Raw genomic sequence first — 17195 nt, forward strand, 5'->3', positions numbered from 1 at the left:
GGACATCATATGTGTGGAATTGTAGGGTATATCGGTGAATCTCAGGCGGCGCCTGTTTTACTGGAGGGTTTGTCAAAACTGGAATACAGAGGATACGATTCAGCAGGAATTGCAGTGTATGACGGAGAGAACATTCAGGTCAGGAAAGCGGTGGGGCGTCTGAAAGTGCTCAGTGAGCTGACCCATGACGGAGCTACCATGCCAGGGTTATCCGGAATCGGGCATACGCGCTGGGCTACGCATGGAGCTCCGTCCCACGATAATGCACATCCTCATTATAATCAGACAGAAACCATTGCAGTGGTTCATAATGGAATTATTGAAAATTATCTGAAACTGCGGAAGCGTCTGGAGCAGAAAGGATATCAGTTTCTGTCGGATACGGACACAGAAGTTGTTGCCCATCTTCTGGACCGTTATTATAAAGGGGATCCGGTGGAGGCTATTACCAAGGTAATGCACAGGGTGGAAGGATCCTATGCACTGGGGATTATTTTTAAAGAACATCCGGATAAAATCTATGCGGTCCGTAAGGACAGCCCATTGATTGTGGGCCATGGAAAGGACGGGAATCTCATTGCGTCCGATGTGCCCGCCGTATTAAAATATACCAGAAATGTTTATTTTATACAGAATGAAGAAATTGCAGTTTTAACTGGCGAAAGCATTGATTTTTACAATGTGGACGGAGAGGAAATACAGAAGGAATCCACTGCCATAGACTGGGATATCAATGCAGCGGAAAAAGGCGGCTATGAACATTTCATGTTAAAGGAAATGTATGAACAGCCTCAGACTGTAAGAGATACCCTGAATCCCAGGATTAAGGAAGGAGCCATTGTGATTGAGGAACTTGGCATGAGTGATGAGGAGATCCGCTCTGTCCGCAGAATCCATATTGTTGCCTGTGGTTCCGCATACCATACTGGTGTTACCGCAAAATATATTTTTGAGGGAATGGCCAGAATTCCCGTGGAAGTGGATCTGGCTTCTGAGTTCCGCTACCGCAATCCCATTCTGGAGCCGGAAGACCTTGTGATTATTATCAGTCAGTCCGGAGAAACTGCGGATTCTCTGGCAGCATTGCGGGAAGCAAAAAAGCATGGTGTAAAAACCCTTGGAATTGTCAATGTGGTGGGAAGTTCCATTGCCAGGGAGGCAGACAGGGTTATGTATACCTGGGCCGGCCCGGAAATTGCAGTGGCAACCACCAAAGCCTACAGCGCCCAGTTAATTGCAGAATATCTGCTGGCCATTAAATTTGCACAGGTGCGCGGAGAGATTACAGAAAATGAAGTGGCAGGATTTTTGAGAGATTTACAGAAACTGCCGGAACAGATAGAAATGCTTCTGAGCAACAAAGAAAAAATACAGCATTTTGCCAATCGTTATATTGCGGCAAAAGACGTATTTTTTGTGGGCCGGGGCATTGATTATGCCATTTCTCTGGAAGGTTCCCTGAAATTAAAGGAAATTTCCTATATTCATTCGGAAGCCTATGCGGCAGGAGAGTTAAAACATGGCACCATTTCCCTGATTGAGGAAGGGACGCTGGTGGCCGCTGTGATAACGCAGGAAGATTTATATAAAAAAACCATCAGTAATATTGTGGAGCTGAGCAGCAGAGGTGCTTTTGTCCTTGCAGTGACCAATGCAGGCAACCGGGACATTGAGAAGGCAGCCGATTATGTCATCTACATTCCTCAAACTAACCGGTATTTTACCAATTCTCTGGCAATTATTCCCCTGCAGCTTTTCAGCTATTATGTATCTGTAGGAAAAGGCTGTGACGTGGACAAGCCCAGGAATCTGGCAAAATCCGTTACGGTGGAATGAGTTTGTTATCTGTCATGAGGAAAAGCCCTGATGGAAGGCAGATACTGGTATGATTTACCCTTGCAAAATAATTGAAAATAAGATACAATGAGAAACCGGCGGCAGAATTGCTGCCGGTTTTTAATCTTACAGGAAATACCTTGTTACGCTAATGTGCGAAAGTATTTCCTGTAAGATTAAAAACAATTATGCGAACTCGTGCGAATAGAAGATGTAGCTAAAGCGACCGCACTCGACGCAGCAAACTGTCCAGGTCTCTTATGAATGAGGGGTTCAGGGAGCCCCTGCGGACCTGTCCGCTTTGTTCTTCTATAGGAAATTCCTCTGGATTTCCTATAGAAGAACAAAACAATGATGCGCAGCTCGCGGGGGTGATGTTTATTGCTGGGCAATCCGCTCGCGCGCGGAGAATGCGCTATGCGCATTCTTTTTTACTTACAGGAGATTCTGAATATGAAAATAAGAGGATATTATGAAAAAGATGATAAAACAATTTTGCAGATTCAGTATGGTGGGAGCAGGGTCTTTTCTGGTGGATTATGCGCTGCTGTTTATATTTACGGAAACCGTTCACATGCATTACCTCCTGTCGTCCATGCTGTCCTTTTCTGCAGCAACAGCATTTAACTATATATACAGTACAAAATATGTATTTGAATGTGCCGGAGAACAGAAAAGAAAAGGGGAATTCAGTATTTTTCTGCTGTTGAGTGGCTGCGGACTTCTGATGAATTCTTTGATTATGAAATGGTTTGTGGAACACCTGGAACTGCATTATATGGCAGCAAAAATATGTGCGGCTCTGCTGGTGTCTTTCTGGAATTTCAGTTCCAGGAAAGTGTTTCTGGAAGATGGGATAAGGCAGAGGATTGCAGGCAGGAGAAAGGAACTGCTTTAAATTGATAATAGATTAAAAGGTATGATTTTTTGATAAAGTCATTAAAAAAAATAAAAAGGCATTTTCCTGATGCTGGTATCTTCTCCTTGTGTCTGTATTATCCTGCTGCATTCTGAAAGAGAATATTACAGGCAAAAAAATTACGGGAGTGGCATTGATTCTGGCAGGAGCCATAATGGTTTCCGTGTAAGCGTCCCATTGCCTCCTGCCAGGTTTGCCCTGATTCTTTTAATCAGGTTTTTTAATGGCCTTTGCTTTATAGAAAAAGGTGCTTTCCGGTAAATTGCAGGCTCTGGCGGCCTGCTTTAATGTTATTTTTTTCTGATTCCAGTTCTCATACACCTCATAAAAATTTCAAATCGCCGCTTATTATCATAAAGGAAAAAGTATCAGAACAATATCACGCATTTTTAAAATATTTGTCACATTTTTATCACAAATATTCCGTAAACTGCTTAATAGATAAAACAAAGCAAAGGAAACAGCCGCGAAAGGAGAATCTGTTATGGAAAATAATAACAATAACAATGGTCAGAATTCGGATTCCTTATATTCATACAGCTATCTCAATCAGGAGAATCAGGAACGGAATCCCAATTATTATGAGAGAAAAGAGGAAAACAGCCAGCCGGCTTCAGAATCGGTAACAACTCACAACGGTGAGAGAATTTACACAGCGGGAGAACCATATCAGAGAGATGACCGGCAGTTCTACACTACCGGACAGACAGGTGAGCAGCAGTTTGATGCAGCCGGACAGACTCAGGGAAGCCAGCAGACGGAAAGCCGGGACTGTACGGATGGACAGACTGCAAACCAGTGGAATTCAGGCGCTGATAAGAAAAAGAAACCCAAAAAAGTCAGAGAGAAAAAGCACCATGGATTTGGGATGGCAATGGCAAAGTGTGCAGCCCTTGCTCTGGTATTCGGACTGGTTTCCGGTACGGTATTTTACGGAACAGGACTGGCTTTTGAGTATACCAGAGGAACTTCCGGAAGCACAGCGTTAGAGACTACCGCGGGAGGCAGCAATAAAAAAGACGGAACCACTTCCAATACAGGAAATGTTCCCGCTACAGGCGTGAGCACAGCAACCATCATCAATGACGTATCGGATATTGTGGAAAATGTAATGCCTTCCATTGTGTCCATTACCAATATGGGCCAGACAGAGCTTGGAAGAGATTTCTTCGGACGTTCTTTTGTACAGGATACGGAAAGTGCAGGAAGCGGCATTATTATTGGCCAGACAGAAGAAGAACTTTATGTTGCCACCAATAATCATGTGGTTGCAAATGCCACCCAGCTTACGGTGAATTTCCATGACGATCAGAATGTTGTTGCAGAGATTAAAGGTACAGACCCCAGCACAGATCTGGCAGTGCTGTCCATCCCCGTTAAATCCATTCCGGCAGAAACCATGGAAAAAATAAAAGTGGCAACCCTGGGCAACTCTGAGAACGTACGCGTGGGCCAGGCAGTAGTGGCTATTGGAAATGCACTGGGTTATGGCCAGTCTGTTACCACAGGCGTAATCAGTGCAGTAGACCGGGAAGTAACAGTACAGGATGAAAATACCGGAACCTCCATCACCAATGACCTGCTTCAGACCAGCGCGGCAATTAATCCCGGAAACAGCGGCGGTGCATTGCTGAATATGAATGGTGAAGTAATCGGAATCAATTCCGTAAAATATTCAGATACCCAGGTGGAAGGGATGGGATTTTCCATTCCGGTTTCCGCAGCGGAACCCATTATCAATGATTTGATTACAAGAGAAATAGTAGACGAGTCCAACTCCGCATACCTGGGTGTGTCCGGGCAGGATGTGACAGAAGACCTGGCAGAAGATTTTGGTATGCCAGAAGGACTGTACATTACATTTGTCCAGGAAAACAGCGCTGCAGAGCAGGCAGGAATTAAAAAAGGCGACGTTATTACAGAATTTGACGGAAGAAAAATCAGATCCATGGAGGGACTGTCAGATATCATACAGTATTATGCAGCAGGCAGTGAAGTGGAGATTATTATTCAGACCAGTCAGAACGGAGAATGGCAGGAGCAGAAGGTAACTGCCAGACTGGGAAAAAAGAATACGCAGGCCCAGTAACAGAAGGCAGGGTTTCCCCCATGCATTTCCTTACAGTAAGGCTGTGAACAAAATGCCCGGAAAGAAACAGAACGATGATTTTTTTCTTTTAAAATACCGGAGAATGTGATAAAATAAACAGGAATTCTTTTTGCAGGAATCAATGCGAAAAAACGAAAATGCCAATCTGGAATCTGTCCGGATTGGCGTTTCATCATACAGGAAAGATGGGAGGTTTTTATGAGAAAGAAAAGAATCGTAATTGCTCTTGGTCATGATGCCCTTGGAACCACACTGCCGGAACAGAAAAGCGCCACGAAGAAAACGGCCGGAGCAGTGGTGGATTTTATAAAAGACGATTATCAGGTGGTGATTTCCCATAGCAACGGACCTCAGGTGGGAATGATCCATACTGCAATGGCAGAATTCTGTAGAATCTATCCGGAGTATACAGCTACGCCCATGTCAGTCTGTTCTGCCATGAGTCAGGGTTATATTGGATACGATCTGCAGAACGCTATCCGAACCGAGCTTTTGAACCGGGGAATTTACAAGCCGGTTTCTACCATTCTGACCCAGGTGAGTGTGGACCCCTATGACGAAGCCTTTTACCGGCCTTCCAAAGAAATCGGACGTTATATGACGGAAGAGGAAGCGGAGGCAGAAGAGAAAAAAGGGAATCATGTGGTAAAAACAGAACAGGGATACCGCAGAATAGTGGCGGCGCCCCGGCCAATGGATATTGTGGAGATTGATGCTGTCAGAGCTCTTCTGGATGCAGACCAGATTGTAATTGCCTGCGGCGGCGGAGGAATTCCCGTCCTTGCCCAGGGACATAAGCTGAAAGGGGCCAGTGCAGTGATTGAAAAGGATTCCGCGGCAGGAAAACTGGCAGATCTGGTGGACGCGGAACGTCTGGTGATCCTGACAGGAGTGGAACAGGTCTGTCTGAATTTTGGGACAGAGCAGGAGACACCCATAGATGAAATGACCATAGAACAGGCCAGAAGCTACATGGAAGAAGGACAGTTTGAAGCGGGCACCATGCTGCCAAAAATCGAGGCGGCTATCGAATTTATCGGCAATTCTGCAGTGCGCAGCGCACTGATTACCAGGCTGGAAGTTTCACGCGAGGGTGTGAAAAGAACGCCTGGAACACTGATACACAAGTAAGGCCCGCTTTGTTTTAGTTCCAGAGAAAAGAGAAACCGTAAACAGGGATACGGTTTCTTTTCTGTAGAAACAGATATTATAAATGGGAGACCACGAAAGGAGAGTAAAATGAAAAATTTAAGAAAAACAAAAATTATCTGTACGTTAGGTCCGGCAACGGACAAAGAGGAAATATTAAAACAGCTTATGATAGAGGGAATGAATGTGGCCCGATTTAATTTTTCCCACGGCACTCATGAGGAACAGGGAGAACGGCTGAAAAAAGTTCAGCGTCTGCGGAAAGAACTGGATTTGCCGGTGGCTTCTCTGCTGGATACCAAAGGTCCGGAAATCCGTCTCCGTGAACTGAAAGACGGTAAGGCAATGCTGGAAGCAGGACAGAAATTCACCCTCACAACGGAAGAAATCCTGGGAGACGCAAACCGGGTTTCCATAACTTATAAAAATCTGGTAAAAGATGTGGAGCCAGGATGCAGGATTCTCATTGACGATGGACTGATTGAACTTATTGTGGATGAGGTAACCGACACAGAGATCGTCTGTCATGTGATAAACGGGGGCATGATTTCCAATAAGAAGGGAGTCAATGTGCCCAATGTGGAACTGACCATGCCTTATATCAGTGAAAAGGATTATGAGGATATCGTATTCGGCATTGAAAATGACTTTGACTTTGTGGCGGCATCTTTTGTGCGGACAGCCGATGACGTGCTGCAGATACGGAAAATTTTTGAGGAAAAGAACTGCAATAACATCAACATTATTTCAAAAATTGAAAATATGCAGGGTGTGGAAAATATTGACGAAATTATCCGGGTATCCGATGGAATCATGGTGGCAAGAGGAGATATGGGTGTGGAAATACCTCTGGAAGACGTGCCGGTTATCCAGAAAATGATGATTAAGAAAGTAATTGAGGCCGGAAAACAGGTCATTACCGCCACCCAGATGCTGGACTCCATGATGAAGAACCCAAGGCCCACCCGTGCAGAGGCTACTGACGTGGCCAATGCCATTTACGACGGAACCAGCGCGATTATGCTTTCCGGAGAAACCGCAGCAGGGCTTTACCCTGTGGAGGCTTTAAAAACCATGGTAAAAATTGCCATCCGCACCGAGCAGGATATCAATTACACTGCCCGGTTTAAAGCAAGACAGAATCCGGATAATCCAGATATTACCAATGCCATTTCCCATGCCACCTGTACGACGGCAAATGATCTGAATGCTGCGGCGATAATTACCGTTACCCAGTCGGGAAGGACAGCCCGTATGATTTCCAAATACAGGCCTGACTGTACCATTATCGGAGGAAGCATGTACCCCAAGGTATGCCGTCAGTTAAACCTTTCCTGGGGTGTGACGCCCCTGATTATGGAGCCCAAGGAAGATGCGGACGAACTGTTTGAGCATGCGGTGGATGTGGTAGAACGGGCCGGCCTGATTTCCATGGGAGATATTACGGTGATTACCGGCGGAGTGCCCCTGGGCGTATCCGGAACAACCAATATTCTGAAAGTCCATGTGGCAGGCCATATTCTGCTTACCGGAGATGGAATCAATGAGAAATCTGTGTCCGCCAGTCTCTGTGTCTGCAAAAATGTGGCTGACCTGCGGCGGAATTTCAAAGCAGGGGACATTATTGTGGCAAAGGAAACCAGTAATGAGATGATGGAGCAGATCCGGGAGGCTTCCGGTTTGATTGTGGAAGCAGGCGGGAGCGGTTCCCATGCGGTGATTGCAGGGCTGAGCCTGGATATTCCGGTGCTTGTTCATGCGGAATATGCCACCGATATTTTAAAAACAGGAGCATACGTTACTCTGGACGCAAAAGAAGGAATTGTAAGCTGTAATCGCTGAACAGGAAGAAAAAGGGAAGGGGATTCAGATGAAAAAATACAGGAAAATACCGATAAAGCTGGCATTTTTGATGATCATAGCGGTACTGTGCAGCGGCTGTGGAAATGCTGCGGACAATGCCGGGTTAAAATCACAGGCTCCAAAGCAGCAGACAGAAGAACAGGATTCTTCCGGGATGCAGACAGCGGAGAATGAAAAGCAGCCGGATTCGGAAGATACAGAAGAATCTCCTCAGGAAGGGAATCCGGAACCGGAAGAAAATCCGGAACCGGAGGAACCGGCCGGTCCGGCATTGAATAAAGAAACTGTGGTATATGCCAGGGAAGAAGTGGTGACGACTTCTTCCGTCAATGTGCGGACAGCGCCTTCTACGGACAGCGAAGTGTATCAGACGGCGGCCCGCAGAAGTGAATTTGTACGGACAGCGGACGACGGAACCTGGAGTGCGGTGGAGTTGGAAGGAAAGGAATACTACATTGCTTCCGAATATCTGAAACTGAAATCAGAAATGACAGATAACGGATATCTGGTGGTGATTGACGCAGGGCATCAGGGCAAAGGGAACAGTGAGCAGGAGCCCATTGGCCCCGGAGCTTCCGAAACCAAGGCAAAAGTAGCCAGCGGTACTTCCGGCTGTGCCAGCGGCCTGAATGAATACGAGCTGACCCTTGCGGTATCACTGAAGCTGCAGGCGGAACTGGAAGCCAGAGGATATCAGGTTCTTATGGTCCGTACCAGCCATGATGTGAATATCAGCAACAGCGAACGGGCGGCGGTGGCCAACAATGCCGGAGCCGACGCATTTATCCGGGTACATGCCAACGGTTCAGACGACAGCAGTGAGCACGGGATTCTGACCATCTGCCCCACCTCTGCCAATCCCTATATGGGAAATCTCTACAGCCAGTGCCGGAGTCTGTCCGAATGTGTGCTGGACGGAGCGGTGAATGCCACCGGAGCCAATAAGAAATATATCTGGGAGACGGATACCATGAGCGGAATTAACTGGTGTACCGTTCCTGTTACCATTGTGGAAATGGGTTTTATGACTAATCCCACAGAGGATCTGAATATGGCGGATGACGGATATCAGAGTCAGCTTGCCGCAGGCATTGCGGACGGGGTGGACGCATATTTTGGGAATTAAGCCGAAGGCTGTAATCTGTTTCAGAAGTGTATTTTCACAGGGATTCAGGTGTCAGAAGTGCCTGAATCCTGTAAATGAAGGAGAATAGGATGAGGCATCATCTGATTATAGAAAAGTTTGGAAAAATTGAACGGGCAGATATACAAATGGCCCCTTTTACTCTGTTTGTGGGGGATAATAACAGTGGGAAAAGTTATCTCCTGTCATTGCTGTGGGGAATTTACACCGCAGATGAATCTTCCGTTCTTTTCGCAGGTTTACAAAAATTAAAACGGGAAGTTTATGAAGAAATTTATGGGAGGCTCTGTCATCTGTTACGAAATTCAGGCGGAAATCAGGGACAGAAAATAAAAATAGCTTCTGTAAAATTTTTAGAAGTGCTGAATGCTGCATTAAAAAAGAATAAAAACAGATTTGTGTCAGAGATTTTCAATTCTGAACAGGTATCTATTCAACATCTTTTTGTGGAAATCCAGGAGAATTTCGAGGTGATTGTAGAAAACCGGAAAGAAGGAGAGTTTACAGAGGTTTCTTTTGCTGAAAAAAAATCTGTTTTATTTTCAGAGAAGATGATGGAACAGGAACCTGAGATGGCAGCCAGGATAGTTTTCAGGCATATTCTGCTGTGGTTTCTGAAAGGAAACATTAGAGATTATTACAGTTCCAATGTGGTATATCTTCCGGCGGCAAGGACAGGTTTTATGCTGACCAGAAACATAATAAATAAAGTCGGAAGGCAGGCGGCCTATAATGTATCCGGATTGCATGATATGGGAGAGAAAGAGGATATGGAGCCTTTTACCAGACCGATTATTCATTTTTTGGACATATTGGAGAGCCTTTCTTTAGAACATAAAACAAAGTATGGAGAAATTGCTGACTGGATTACGCAAAATATGACCCATGGAGAGCTTCAGTATGGCAGTGATGCAAACAGAAATGAAATCAGATATGTGCCGCAGGAAAGTGAAATCAGTCTGCCATTGCGTACAACTTCAGCAGTAGTAACAGAATTAACACCTTTATTGCTGATTTTGAAATATAAACGTATGTTGAGTACTGTTTGCTATGAAGAACCGGAAATGTGTCTTCATCCCAAATTGCAGCAGGAGATGGGCAGATTGCTGGTACGTCTTGTAAACAGCGGAATTTCCATGATTGTAACAACCCACAGCGATATTATTGTCCAGCATATCAATAACATGTGCAGCCTGAAGGAAAAGGGTGCTTCAGAGGAATTACTGGAGAAGCTGGGGCTGAACCGGGAAGATTTGATGGACATACGGGATGTGGCTGTTTATCAGTTTACGGATAAGGGAATGTATTCTGAAATGGAACGGAAACTTCCTGTGGACGGAGAGTTCAGAGTAGAAACATTTACAAATGCACTGATGAAGATATTGGAGCAAACTTCAGAAGTACAGGATTTTGAGGGGGAATAATATGTTTCCGCTGCATGTGGAGAAAAAGCTGCAGATGTTTCAGAAAGAAAAGTATGCAGTATTGAATGAGAATGAACAGAAAGAACTGGAGGAAAAAAGTGAGAGCGGCAGGGTGAAACTTACATTTACTGTTCTGGGAGAGACATTGATTCTGTTATCTCCGGAACACAATGTATTGCCCTGGCTGGATGGAAAACAGAAGGGGGGCAACATCCTGTGCAGATATTTTTGTGTACAGATGGGAGGAAAACAGGGAAGTATGGGATTTGCATGTAATTGAGTTTAAAAAGACGATCAATACCGGCTCCCTTGGCAAATCAAAATGGCAGTTTACCATGGGAATTTATAATGCCCGTGCAGTTGCTGCTTTTTTGGGGATGGAACTGGAAAATATTTATCTGTATTCCGGATACAGGAAGGATAATCTGTCTTCCATGCAAAATGAGTCTCTGATTGCTCTGAGAGCCAGCAATAACAGAGATAAATTAAAGGAAATAAAGCAGTGGAATAATGATGTATGCGAGCTGGAACTGGACGGAACAAACAGAATGCTGCCTCATCAGAAAATAAAATTGAATCAGGATGGTGACGGAACCTTATGTATCTGAAAATAAGCATCTTCAAATTCAGAAAAACCGGTTCAGCAGTCCATCCAGAACCTGAAGCAAAACAGATAAAAATCCCCATCCCATGCCGAGCATGGCCCACAGATAGAAAGCCAGTTCCATAAAAAGCCAGTTTCCTGTGAGAAACAGATACGGAACCAGCAGCAGAAGCAGAAGGCCGGCTGCTGTGGCCAGTAAAACGCCTGTGTATCCCAGATAAGTCAGTTTTCCCATATCTGCTCCGTGAATATCCTTTTCACATTGCAGCAGGGTAAAAAAATGCTGATACAGGGTTTTTGCCCGAAAAGCCCGGATATATCTGTGGCCGCCCCGGAAACTTCGGTATTCACAGCCTGCGGCCAGAGCAACATAAACCCCTGCTATACACAATACCAGTCTTAATATTCTGAAAATCATATCTTAATCTCCTGGTTTTGAAAATGTAAAATCAGTCTGTTCTTTCAACAAACAGATGTGAATTTTTGTATTCATGTTCCAGCAGCCATTCTTTGATATCCAGTCCGCCGGCATAACCCACAAGGGAACCGTTGCTTCCTATGACCCGGTGACAGGGAATGATAATCATGATGGGGTTGCGGTTATTTGCCATACCCACTGCCCGGCAGCCCCTGGGATTTTCGATCTGTACAGCAATTTCTTTATAGCTGCGTGTTTCCCCATAGGGAATGGTACATAAAGCCTTCCAGGCTTTTTGCTGAAATAAGGTTCCACAGGGGTTCAGAGGAAGGTCGAAAGCCTTCCGACTGCCTTGAAAGTATTCGGTAAGCTGGGTTCTGGCAGAGCGGATAAGAACAGTATCTTTCTGCCTGGCAGGGAAATCAGCCGGAAGTTTTTCCCGGTCAGACAGACACAGGCGTGTCAGGTACCCGTGTTCCTCCAGAATCAGCATGGTGCCCAGAGGGGAGGAATAGTAATCCAGATATTTCATGATTGCAGCCTTTCTTTTTTCAGATGTAATGTGTAATCAGTATACAATAAAATTAAGAAAAATAAAAGGAGAACATACAAATGACAGTCCTGTTTTCCGGAAATCCGGAAGAATGCAATATCCAAATCAGAAAACAGCTGGAGCAGCTTGCGGAGCCGGAATTTCAGCAGTTTACTTCGAAACTGCTGCCGGGAGTGGAGCATATTCTGGGGGTGCGTTTGCCCCTGCTGCGCAGTCTGGCCAGGCAGCTTGCAAAAGAAGAATGGAAAACGTATCTCTGTCATGCTGTTGATGACAGTTATGAAGAAGTAATGCTGCAGGGGATGGTTTTGGGATATGCCAGAGGAGATTTACAGGAAAAGAGGAAGTTTCTGGAAACATTTATTCCCAAAATAAATAACTGGTCGGTCTGTGACAGCGTATGTTCCACCATCAAACTGGCCAGAAGCCAGCCAGCGGAATTCTGGGAATTTCTGCAGCAGTACTTAAACAGCAGGGAGGAATTTCAGATTCGTTTTGGGCTGGTACAGCTTCTGGACTATTATGTAAATGAAACGTATCTTGAAAGAGTGCTGGAAGCGGTGCAGCAGGTGCAGCAGGAGGCTTATTATGTCAACATGGCACAGGCCTGGGCAATATCCATCTGCTACCGGGAGTTTCCGGAAGCAACACTGCCGGTTCTTAAGAAAAATACTCTGAATGATTTTACCCATAACAAGGCCATTCAGAAGATTACAGAGTCTCTGAAAGTGTCCGGGGAGAAGAAAGAGCTGGTGAAAACCCTGAGACGGCAGTAAATCTGATTTTACGGTTCTCTGCTCTGATAAGATATTTGTTTTTCATATTCGCCCGATTCCATTGACGATAAGGCCGTAAAACTTTATAATAAGCCCTGAGGCAGTTATACAGTCAGTTATATTATGAAAGAAAGAAGGTGACACAATGGTAGAATTAGACCAGTTCAAAACAACTTTGAACACCTACAAAGGACCATTAGTGGAAGTGAGGGATTCACTTTAACCTGGCAAATAAAGAAAAGAAAATCCAGGAACTGGAACGGGAAATGGAAGCCCCGGATTTTTGGGATAATACGGAGCTTTCCCAGATAAAAATGAAAGAGCTGAAAAGTCTGAAAGATGATGTGGAGACCTATGCACAGCTTTCCGGCCAGTACGAAGATATTGAGACCCTGCTGGAAATGGGCTATGAAGAGAATGATGCTTCTCTGATACCGGAAATTGAGGAGTCCCTGCAGGAGTTTGAAAGTACATTTGAAACTATCAGGATTAAGACATTGCTTTCCGGGGAATACGACGGGGAAAACGCCATTGTCTCTCTCCATGCGGGAGCGGGAGGAACGGAATCCTGTGACTGGAATTCCATGCTGTACCGGATGTATAAACGGTGGGCGGAAGACCGGGGATATGAGGTGGAAGTGCTGGATTCCCTGGACGGAGAGGAAGCGGGGATCAAATCCATTACCTTTGAGGTGCGGGGAGAAAATGCCTATGGGTACCTGAAATCCGAAAAAGGCGTGCACCGTCTGGTGCGGATTTCGCCGTTTAATGCAGCAGGCAAGAGGCAGACCTCTTTTGCTTCCTGTGATGTAATGCCGGATATTGAAAAGGATCTGGACATTGAAGTAAAAGACGATGAACTTCGGATTGACACCTACCGTTCCAGCGGGGCCGGCGGGCAGCATATCAACAAGACCTCCTCTGCGATTCGTATTACCCATCTTCCCACAGGAATAGTGGTGCAGTGTCAGAACGAGCGTTCTCAGCATATGAATAAGGATAAGGCCATGCAGATGCTGAAAGCGAAACTCTATCTGTTAAAACAGGAAGAAAACGAGAAAAAAGCAGCGGATATCCGGGGAGAAGTAACGGAAATTGGCTGGGGAAACCAGATTCGTTCTTACGTCATGCAGCCCTATACCATGGTAAAAGATCACCGTACCAATGCGGAAACAGGAAATGTGGACAGTGTGATGGACGGGAAACTTGATGTGTTTATCAATGCTTACCTGAAGTGGAAAAGTCTGGGAAAAACACAGTAACGGTTGTATCAGGCCCGCCGCCTTGCGGGCCTGCGGCTGTTTATGCACAGGGGCGCATAAGGAAACTGGCTGTTTACGCAGTATGTGCCCCGGGTACAGCAGGCAGGAGAAGAAACCTTTCCTGCCAGGCTGTGACAGAGTACAGGAGGAAGAAAAATGGGAATTATCAGAGCGGCAGTGCAGTCAGTGTCCGGAGGACTGGCAGACCAGTGGCTGGAAGTATATGAACCGGGAGACATGGGAGACAGAACGGTATTTACCAGAGGCGTCAGGACCAGGAAGGGCGAAAATGTAAAAGGAACCGATGATACGGTAAGTAACGGATCTGTAATCCATGTATATGACAATCAGTTTATGATGCTGGTGGACGGAGGGAAAATCGTAGATTATACAGCGGAATCGGGATACTACGAGGTAGACAATTCCGCACTGCCTTCCCTGTTTAACGGTCAGCTGAAGGACGCGGTGAAGGAATCTTTTCAGCGTATCAGATTCGGCGGTCAGACCCCCGCCATGCAGAAAGTATTTTATATCAATCTGCAGGAAATCAAGGGGATAAAATTCGGCACCAGAAATCCCATCAATTATTTTGATAATTTTTACAATGCAGAGCTGTTTCTGCGCCCATGGGACTTATTCCATTAAAATTACAGATCCCATACGGTTTTACGGGGAAGCAATTCCCAAAAATGAGGAGCAGGTGGAAATAGAAGATATCAACGAGCAGTACCTTTCAGAATTTCTGGAAGCAATGCAGTCTGCCATCAATCAGATGTCAGCCGACGGAATCCGTATTTCCCACGTAGCCTCCAAAGGACGGGAACTGGGAAAATATATGGCGGATACCCTGGATGAAGACTGGAACCGGATGCGCGGAATGGAAGTTCAGGCAGTGGGAATTGCCAGCGTTTCCTATGATGAAAAATCCACAGAGCTGATTAATATGCGAAACGAAGGAGCCATGCTCGGCGATCCAACGGTGCGGGAAGGATATCTGCAGGGGCATATGGCCCGTGGACTGGAAGCAGCGGGTTCGAATGCCAACGGAGCCATGGCCGGATTTATGGGAATGGGCGTTGGTATGCAGGCCGGCGGAAACGCCATGGGAGCGGCTTCCGCAGCCAATATGCAGCAAATGCAGATGCAGAATGCTCAGAACATGCAGCAGAACCGGAGCGGACAGCAGTTCCAGTCACAGGCTGCCGGAAATACAGCAGGATGGACCTGTGAGTGCGGAGCAGTAAACAGCGGAAAATTCTGTTCCGAGTGTGGGAAGCCCCAGCCAAAAAAACCGGAAGAATGGACCTGCAAATGCGGCCACAGGAACCAGGGGAAATTCTGCTCCGAGTGCGGAGCGCCGAAGGCAGAACAGCCTGGTACATGGACCTGTAAGTGCGGAGCGGTAAACAGCGGAAAGTTCTGTTCTGACTGCGGAAAACCGGTACAGTAGGGAAACAGAAGAGACAGGGAGAATACAAATGTCAGTGATCAGTTATAAATGTCCAAACTGCGACGGTGAACTGGTATTCCATCCGAGAACGCAGAAGTACAGGTGTGAATACTGTATTTCTGCGTTTTCGCAGGAAGAATTAAATCGGATGCAGCCCGAAACATCGAAAGAAAAACAGGAAGATGTCTCGTCCGGCAAGACCCGGAATCAGGAAGGCAGTGTTTACAGCTGTCCCAGCTGCGGGGCCCAGGTTGTGACGGATAAAACCACCGCGGCGTCATTTTGTTACTATTGTCATAATCCGGTGGTGCTGTCCGGAAGGGTATCCGGGGAATTCATGCCCCATAAAATCATTCCTTTTGCCATTGACAAAGAGCAGGCTGCGGAGAAATTTCTGGAATATGTGCACAGTAAAAAATTTGTTCCGAGAGCTTTTTTTAAAAAAAGCCAGATGGAAAAAATAACCGGTGTCTATTTCCCCTACTGGCTGGTGGATCTGGATTTTGAAGGAACATTACAGGCGGAAGGAAAAAAGGTTCGGGTCTGGCGCGAAAAAGACACAGAATACACCGAGACAAAACTGTATTGGGTGGAACGGAGAGGGGATATTCATCTGGAGGATATCACCAGAAATGCTCTGACAAAAGCCAACAATAAACTTTCTCTGGGGGTTCTGCCCTACGATATGAGCAGAGCCAGGGACTTTCAGATGGGCTATCTGTCGGGATTTCTGGCAGAAAAGCGCGATATAGAACAGAGAGATCTGGAAACAGGTGTGGGGAGAGAGGCCGGAGATTATGGAGGGAAAATGCTTCGTGATACGGTTCACGGGTACGATTCCCTGTCTGTAAAAAAATGTACTTTTGACGTCCGGCGGCAAAACTGGGAATATGTGTTCCTTCCCGTCTGGACCGTAACCTATGAAGGCAGGGACGGAAAGGTTTACTATTATTCCATGAACGGACAGAATGGGAAAGTATGCGGTGAACTCCCTGTTGATTATAAAAAAGTGTTTCTGTTCAGCGGCCTGATTGCACTGATTGTATTTCTGCTTGGACTGACAGGAGGGTATTTCTTATGAATCTGTACAGCATATGTTCCGGTCAGCAGACGGGAAGAACAGGATATTTTAAGAGGAAGCATGGAAGAGCGAAGATGCTGATGTGGATGTTTCTGGTACTCTGTCTGACGTTACCTGTAAAAACACAGGCGGCGGAGCGGGCAGTCACCGTCCAGGCGGGAATTCTGACGGAAGAAGAGATACAGGAACTTACCCGTCAGGCTGAAGAACTGGAACAGGATACCGGGGTATATGAATCAGAATATCCGGAAGATACCAAAGAAGCAGCAGATGACCAGGAAGAACGCCGAAGCATTACAGACACAGAACTGCTGATTGCGGCAGTGGCAGCGCTGGCAGCCGGAGGTATTACCGCAGGTAATATTATAGTGAAATACCGGCTGAGATTTGGGGGTTACCGATATCCTGTGGAAAAGAACGGAAACTTAAATCTTCGTATCCAGGAAGAACGGCTGGTGAACCAGTTTGTGAAAAAACGGGATATATCCAAATGAAATTCCGGAGGCATCCGGAAATTAAAAAAACAGGTTGCATTCAGAAAACAAATGTGCTAATATCTTTCCTGTGAGTACATATGTATTTCACAGAAATACAGAAAGCGGTATG

General features: G+C 45.9%; 17 protein-coding genes. 15 read left to right on the forward strand and 2 right to left on the reverse strand.

Features of this window, described 5'->3' with window-relative positions; translation table 11 throughout:
- Positions 1 to 9 precede the first annotated feature (9 nt).
- The 9 genes from glmS (at position 10) to C805_RS09565 (ending at position 11053) form a co-directional block, all read left to right on the forward strand.
- Positions 10 to 1836, forward strand: coding sequence for a glutamine--fructose-6-phosphate transaminase (isomerizing) (gene glmS, locus C805_RS09525; protein WP_016213622.1), 1827 nt, complete (start codon positions 10 to 12; stop codon positions 1834 to 1836).
- A gap of 472 nt (positions 1837 to 2308) precedes the next feature.
- Positions 2309 to 2734, forward strand: a complete 426-nt coding sequence (locus C805_RS09530; RefSeq protein ID WP_016213623.1) for a GtrA family protein — start codon at positions 2309 to 2311, stop codon at positions 2732 to 2734.
- Between the two features lie 505 nt (positions 2735 to 3239).
- Positions 3240 to 4844 carry a S1C family serine protease gene (locus C805_RS09535; protein WP_016213624.1) on the forward strand — a complete coding sequence of 535 codons (1605 nt, stop codon included), beginning with the start codon at positions 3240 to 3242 and terminating at the stop codon, positions 4842 to 4844.
- Positions 4845 to 5063: 219 nt separating this feature from the next.
- The gene (gene arcC, locus C805_RS09540; protein WP_016213625.1) at positions 5064 to 5996 is read left to right on the forward strand and encodes a carbamate kinase; all 933 of its coding nucleotides are present in this window, start codon (positions 5064 to 5066) and stop codon (positions 5994 to 5996) included.
- Positions 5997 to 6104: 108 nt separating this feature from the next.
- Entirely contained in the window at positions 6105 to 7856 is a 1752-nt protein-coding gene (pyk, locus tag C805_RS09545) for a pyruvate kinase (RefSeq protein WP_016213626.1), read from the forward strand.
- A 28-nt stretch (positions 7857 to 7884) separates the two neighbouring features.
- Entirely contained in the window at positions 7885 to 9003 is a 1119-nt protein-coding gene (locus C805_RS09550; protein ID WP_016213627.1) for an N-acetylmuramoyl-L-alanine amidase, read from the forward strand.
- A gap of 89 nt (positions 9004 to 9092) precedes the next feature.
- On the forward strand, positions 9093 to 10445 hold the full coding sequence (locus tag C805_RS09555) for an AAA family ATPase (protein WP_016213628.1): 1353 nt from the start codon (positions 9093 to 9095) through the stop codon (positions 10443 to 10445).
- Position 10446: 1 nt separating this feature from the next.
- Positions 10447 to 10725, forward strand: a complete 279-nt coding sequence (locus C805_RS09560; RefSeq protein WP_016213629.1) for a hypothetical protein — start codon at positions 10447 to 10449, stop codon at positions 10723 to 10725.
- Complete coding sequence (locus tag C805_RS09565) at positions 10712 to 11053, forward strand: hypothetical protein (RefSeq protein ID WP_016213630.1); 342 nt, start codon at positions 10712 to 10714, stop codon at positions 11051 to 11053. Before C805_RS09560 ends, C805_RS09565 begins: the two co-directional genes overlap by 14 nt.
- Before the next feature lie 18 nt (positions 11054 to 11071).
- Here C805_RS09565 and C805_RS09570 read toward each other — a convergent pair whose 3' ends face one another.
- Both C805_RS09570 and C805_RS09575 read right to left on the reverse strand, forming a co-directional pair.
- A complete protein-coding gene (locus C805_RS09570) occupies positions 11072 to 11467 on the reverse strand; it encodes a hypothetical protein (RefSeq protein WP_016213631.1) in 396 nt (131 codons plus the stop codon).
- Positions 11468 to 11498: 31 nt separating this feature from the next.
- Positions 11499 to 11999, reverse strand: a complete 501-nt coding sequence (locus C805_RS09575; RefSeq protein ID WP_016213632.1) for a methylated-DNA--[protein]-cysteine S-methyltransferase — start codon at positions 11997 to 11999, stop codon at positions 11499 to 11501.
- An 80-nt stretch (positions 12000 to 12079) separates the two neighbouring features.
- Here C805_RS09575 and C805_RS09580 point away from each other — a divergent pair, with 80 nt between their 5' ends.
- From C805_RS09580 to C805_RS09600, 6 genes are all read left to right on the forward strand, one after another.
- Entirely contained in the window at positions 12080 to 12796 is a 717-nt protein-coding gene (locus tag C805_RS09580) for a DNA alkylation repair protein (RefSeq protein WP_016213633.1), read from the forward strand.
- A gap of 145 nt (positions 12797 to 12941) precedes the next feature.
- Positions 12942 to 14058, forward strand: a protein-coding gene (prfB, locus tag C805_RS09585; RefSeq protein ID WP_155957607.1) for a peptide chain release factor 2 whose coding sequence is annotated in 2 segments (ribosomal slippage) — positions 12942 to 13016 and positions 13018 to 14058 — 1116 coding nt in all. Because the reading frame shifts where the segments join, the coding sequence is not laid out codon by codon here.
- Between the two features lie 156 nt (positions 14059 to 14214).
- Positions 14215 to 14703, forward strand: coding sequence for an SPFH domain-containing protein (locus tag C805_RS27485; RefSeq protein WP_016213635.1), 489 nt, complete (start codon positions 14215 to 14217; stop codon positions 14701 to 14703).
- Positions 14663 to 15508, forward strand: coding sequence for an SPFH domain-containing protein (locus C805_RS09590; protein WP_016213636.1), 846 nt, complete (start codon positions 14663 to 14665; stop codon positions 15506 to 15508). The genes C805_RS27485 and C805_RS09590 overlap by 41 nt, the downstream gene beginning before the upstream one ends.
- Before the next feature lie 28 nt (positions 15509 to 15536).
- Positions 15537 to 16589: a TFIIB-type zinc ribbon-containing protein gene (locus C805_RS09595; protein ID WP_016213637.1), complete on the forward strand. Its 1053-nt coding sequence runs from the start codon at positions 15537 to 15539 to the stop codon at positions 16587 to 16589.
- Positions 16586 to 17083, forward strand: a complete 498-nt coding sequence (locus C805_RS09600) for a TPM domain-containing protein (RefSeq protein ID WP_016213638.1) — start codon at positions 16586 to 16588, stop codon at positions 17081 to 17083. Before C805_RS09595 ends, C805_RS09600 begins: the two co-directional genes overlap by 4 nt.
- Positions 17084 to 17195: the final 112 nt, after the last annotated feature.

The organism is Eubacterium sp. 14-2, from assembly GCF_000403845.2.
Lineage (GTDB): Bacteria > Bacillota > Clostridia > Lachnospirales > Lachnospiraceae > Petralouisia.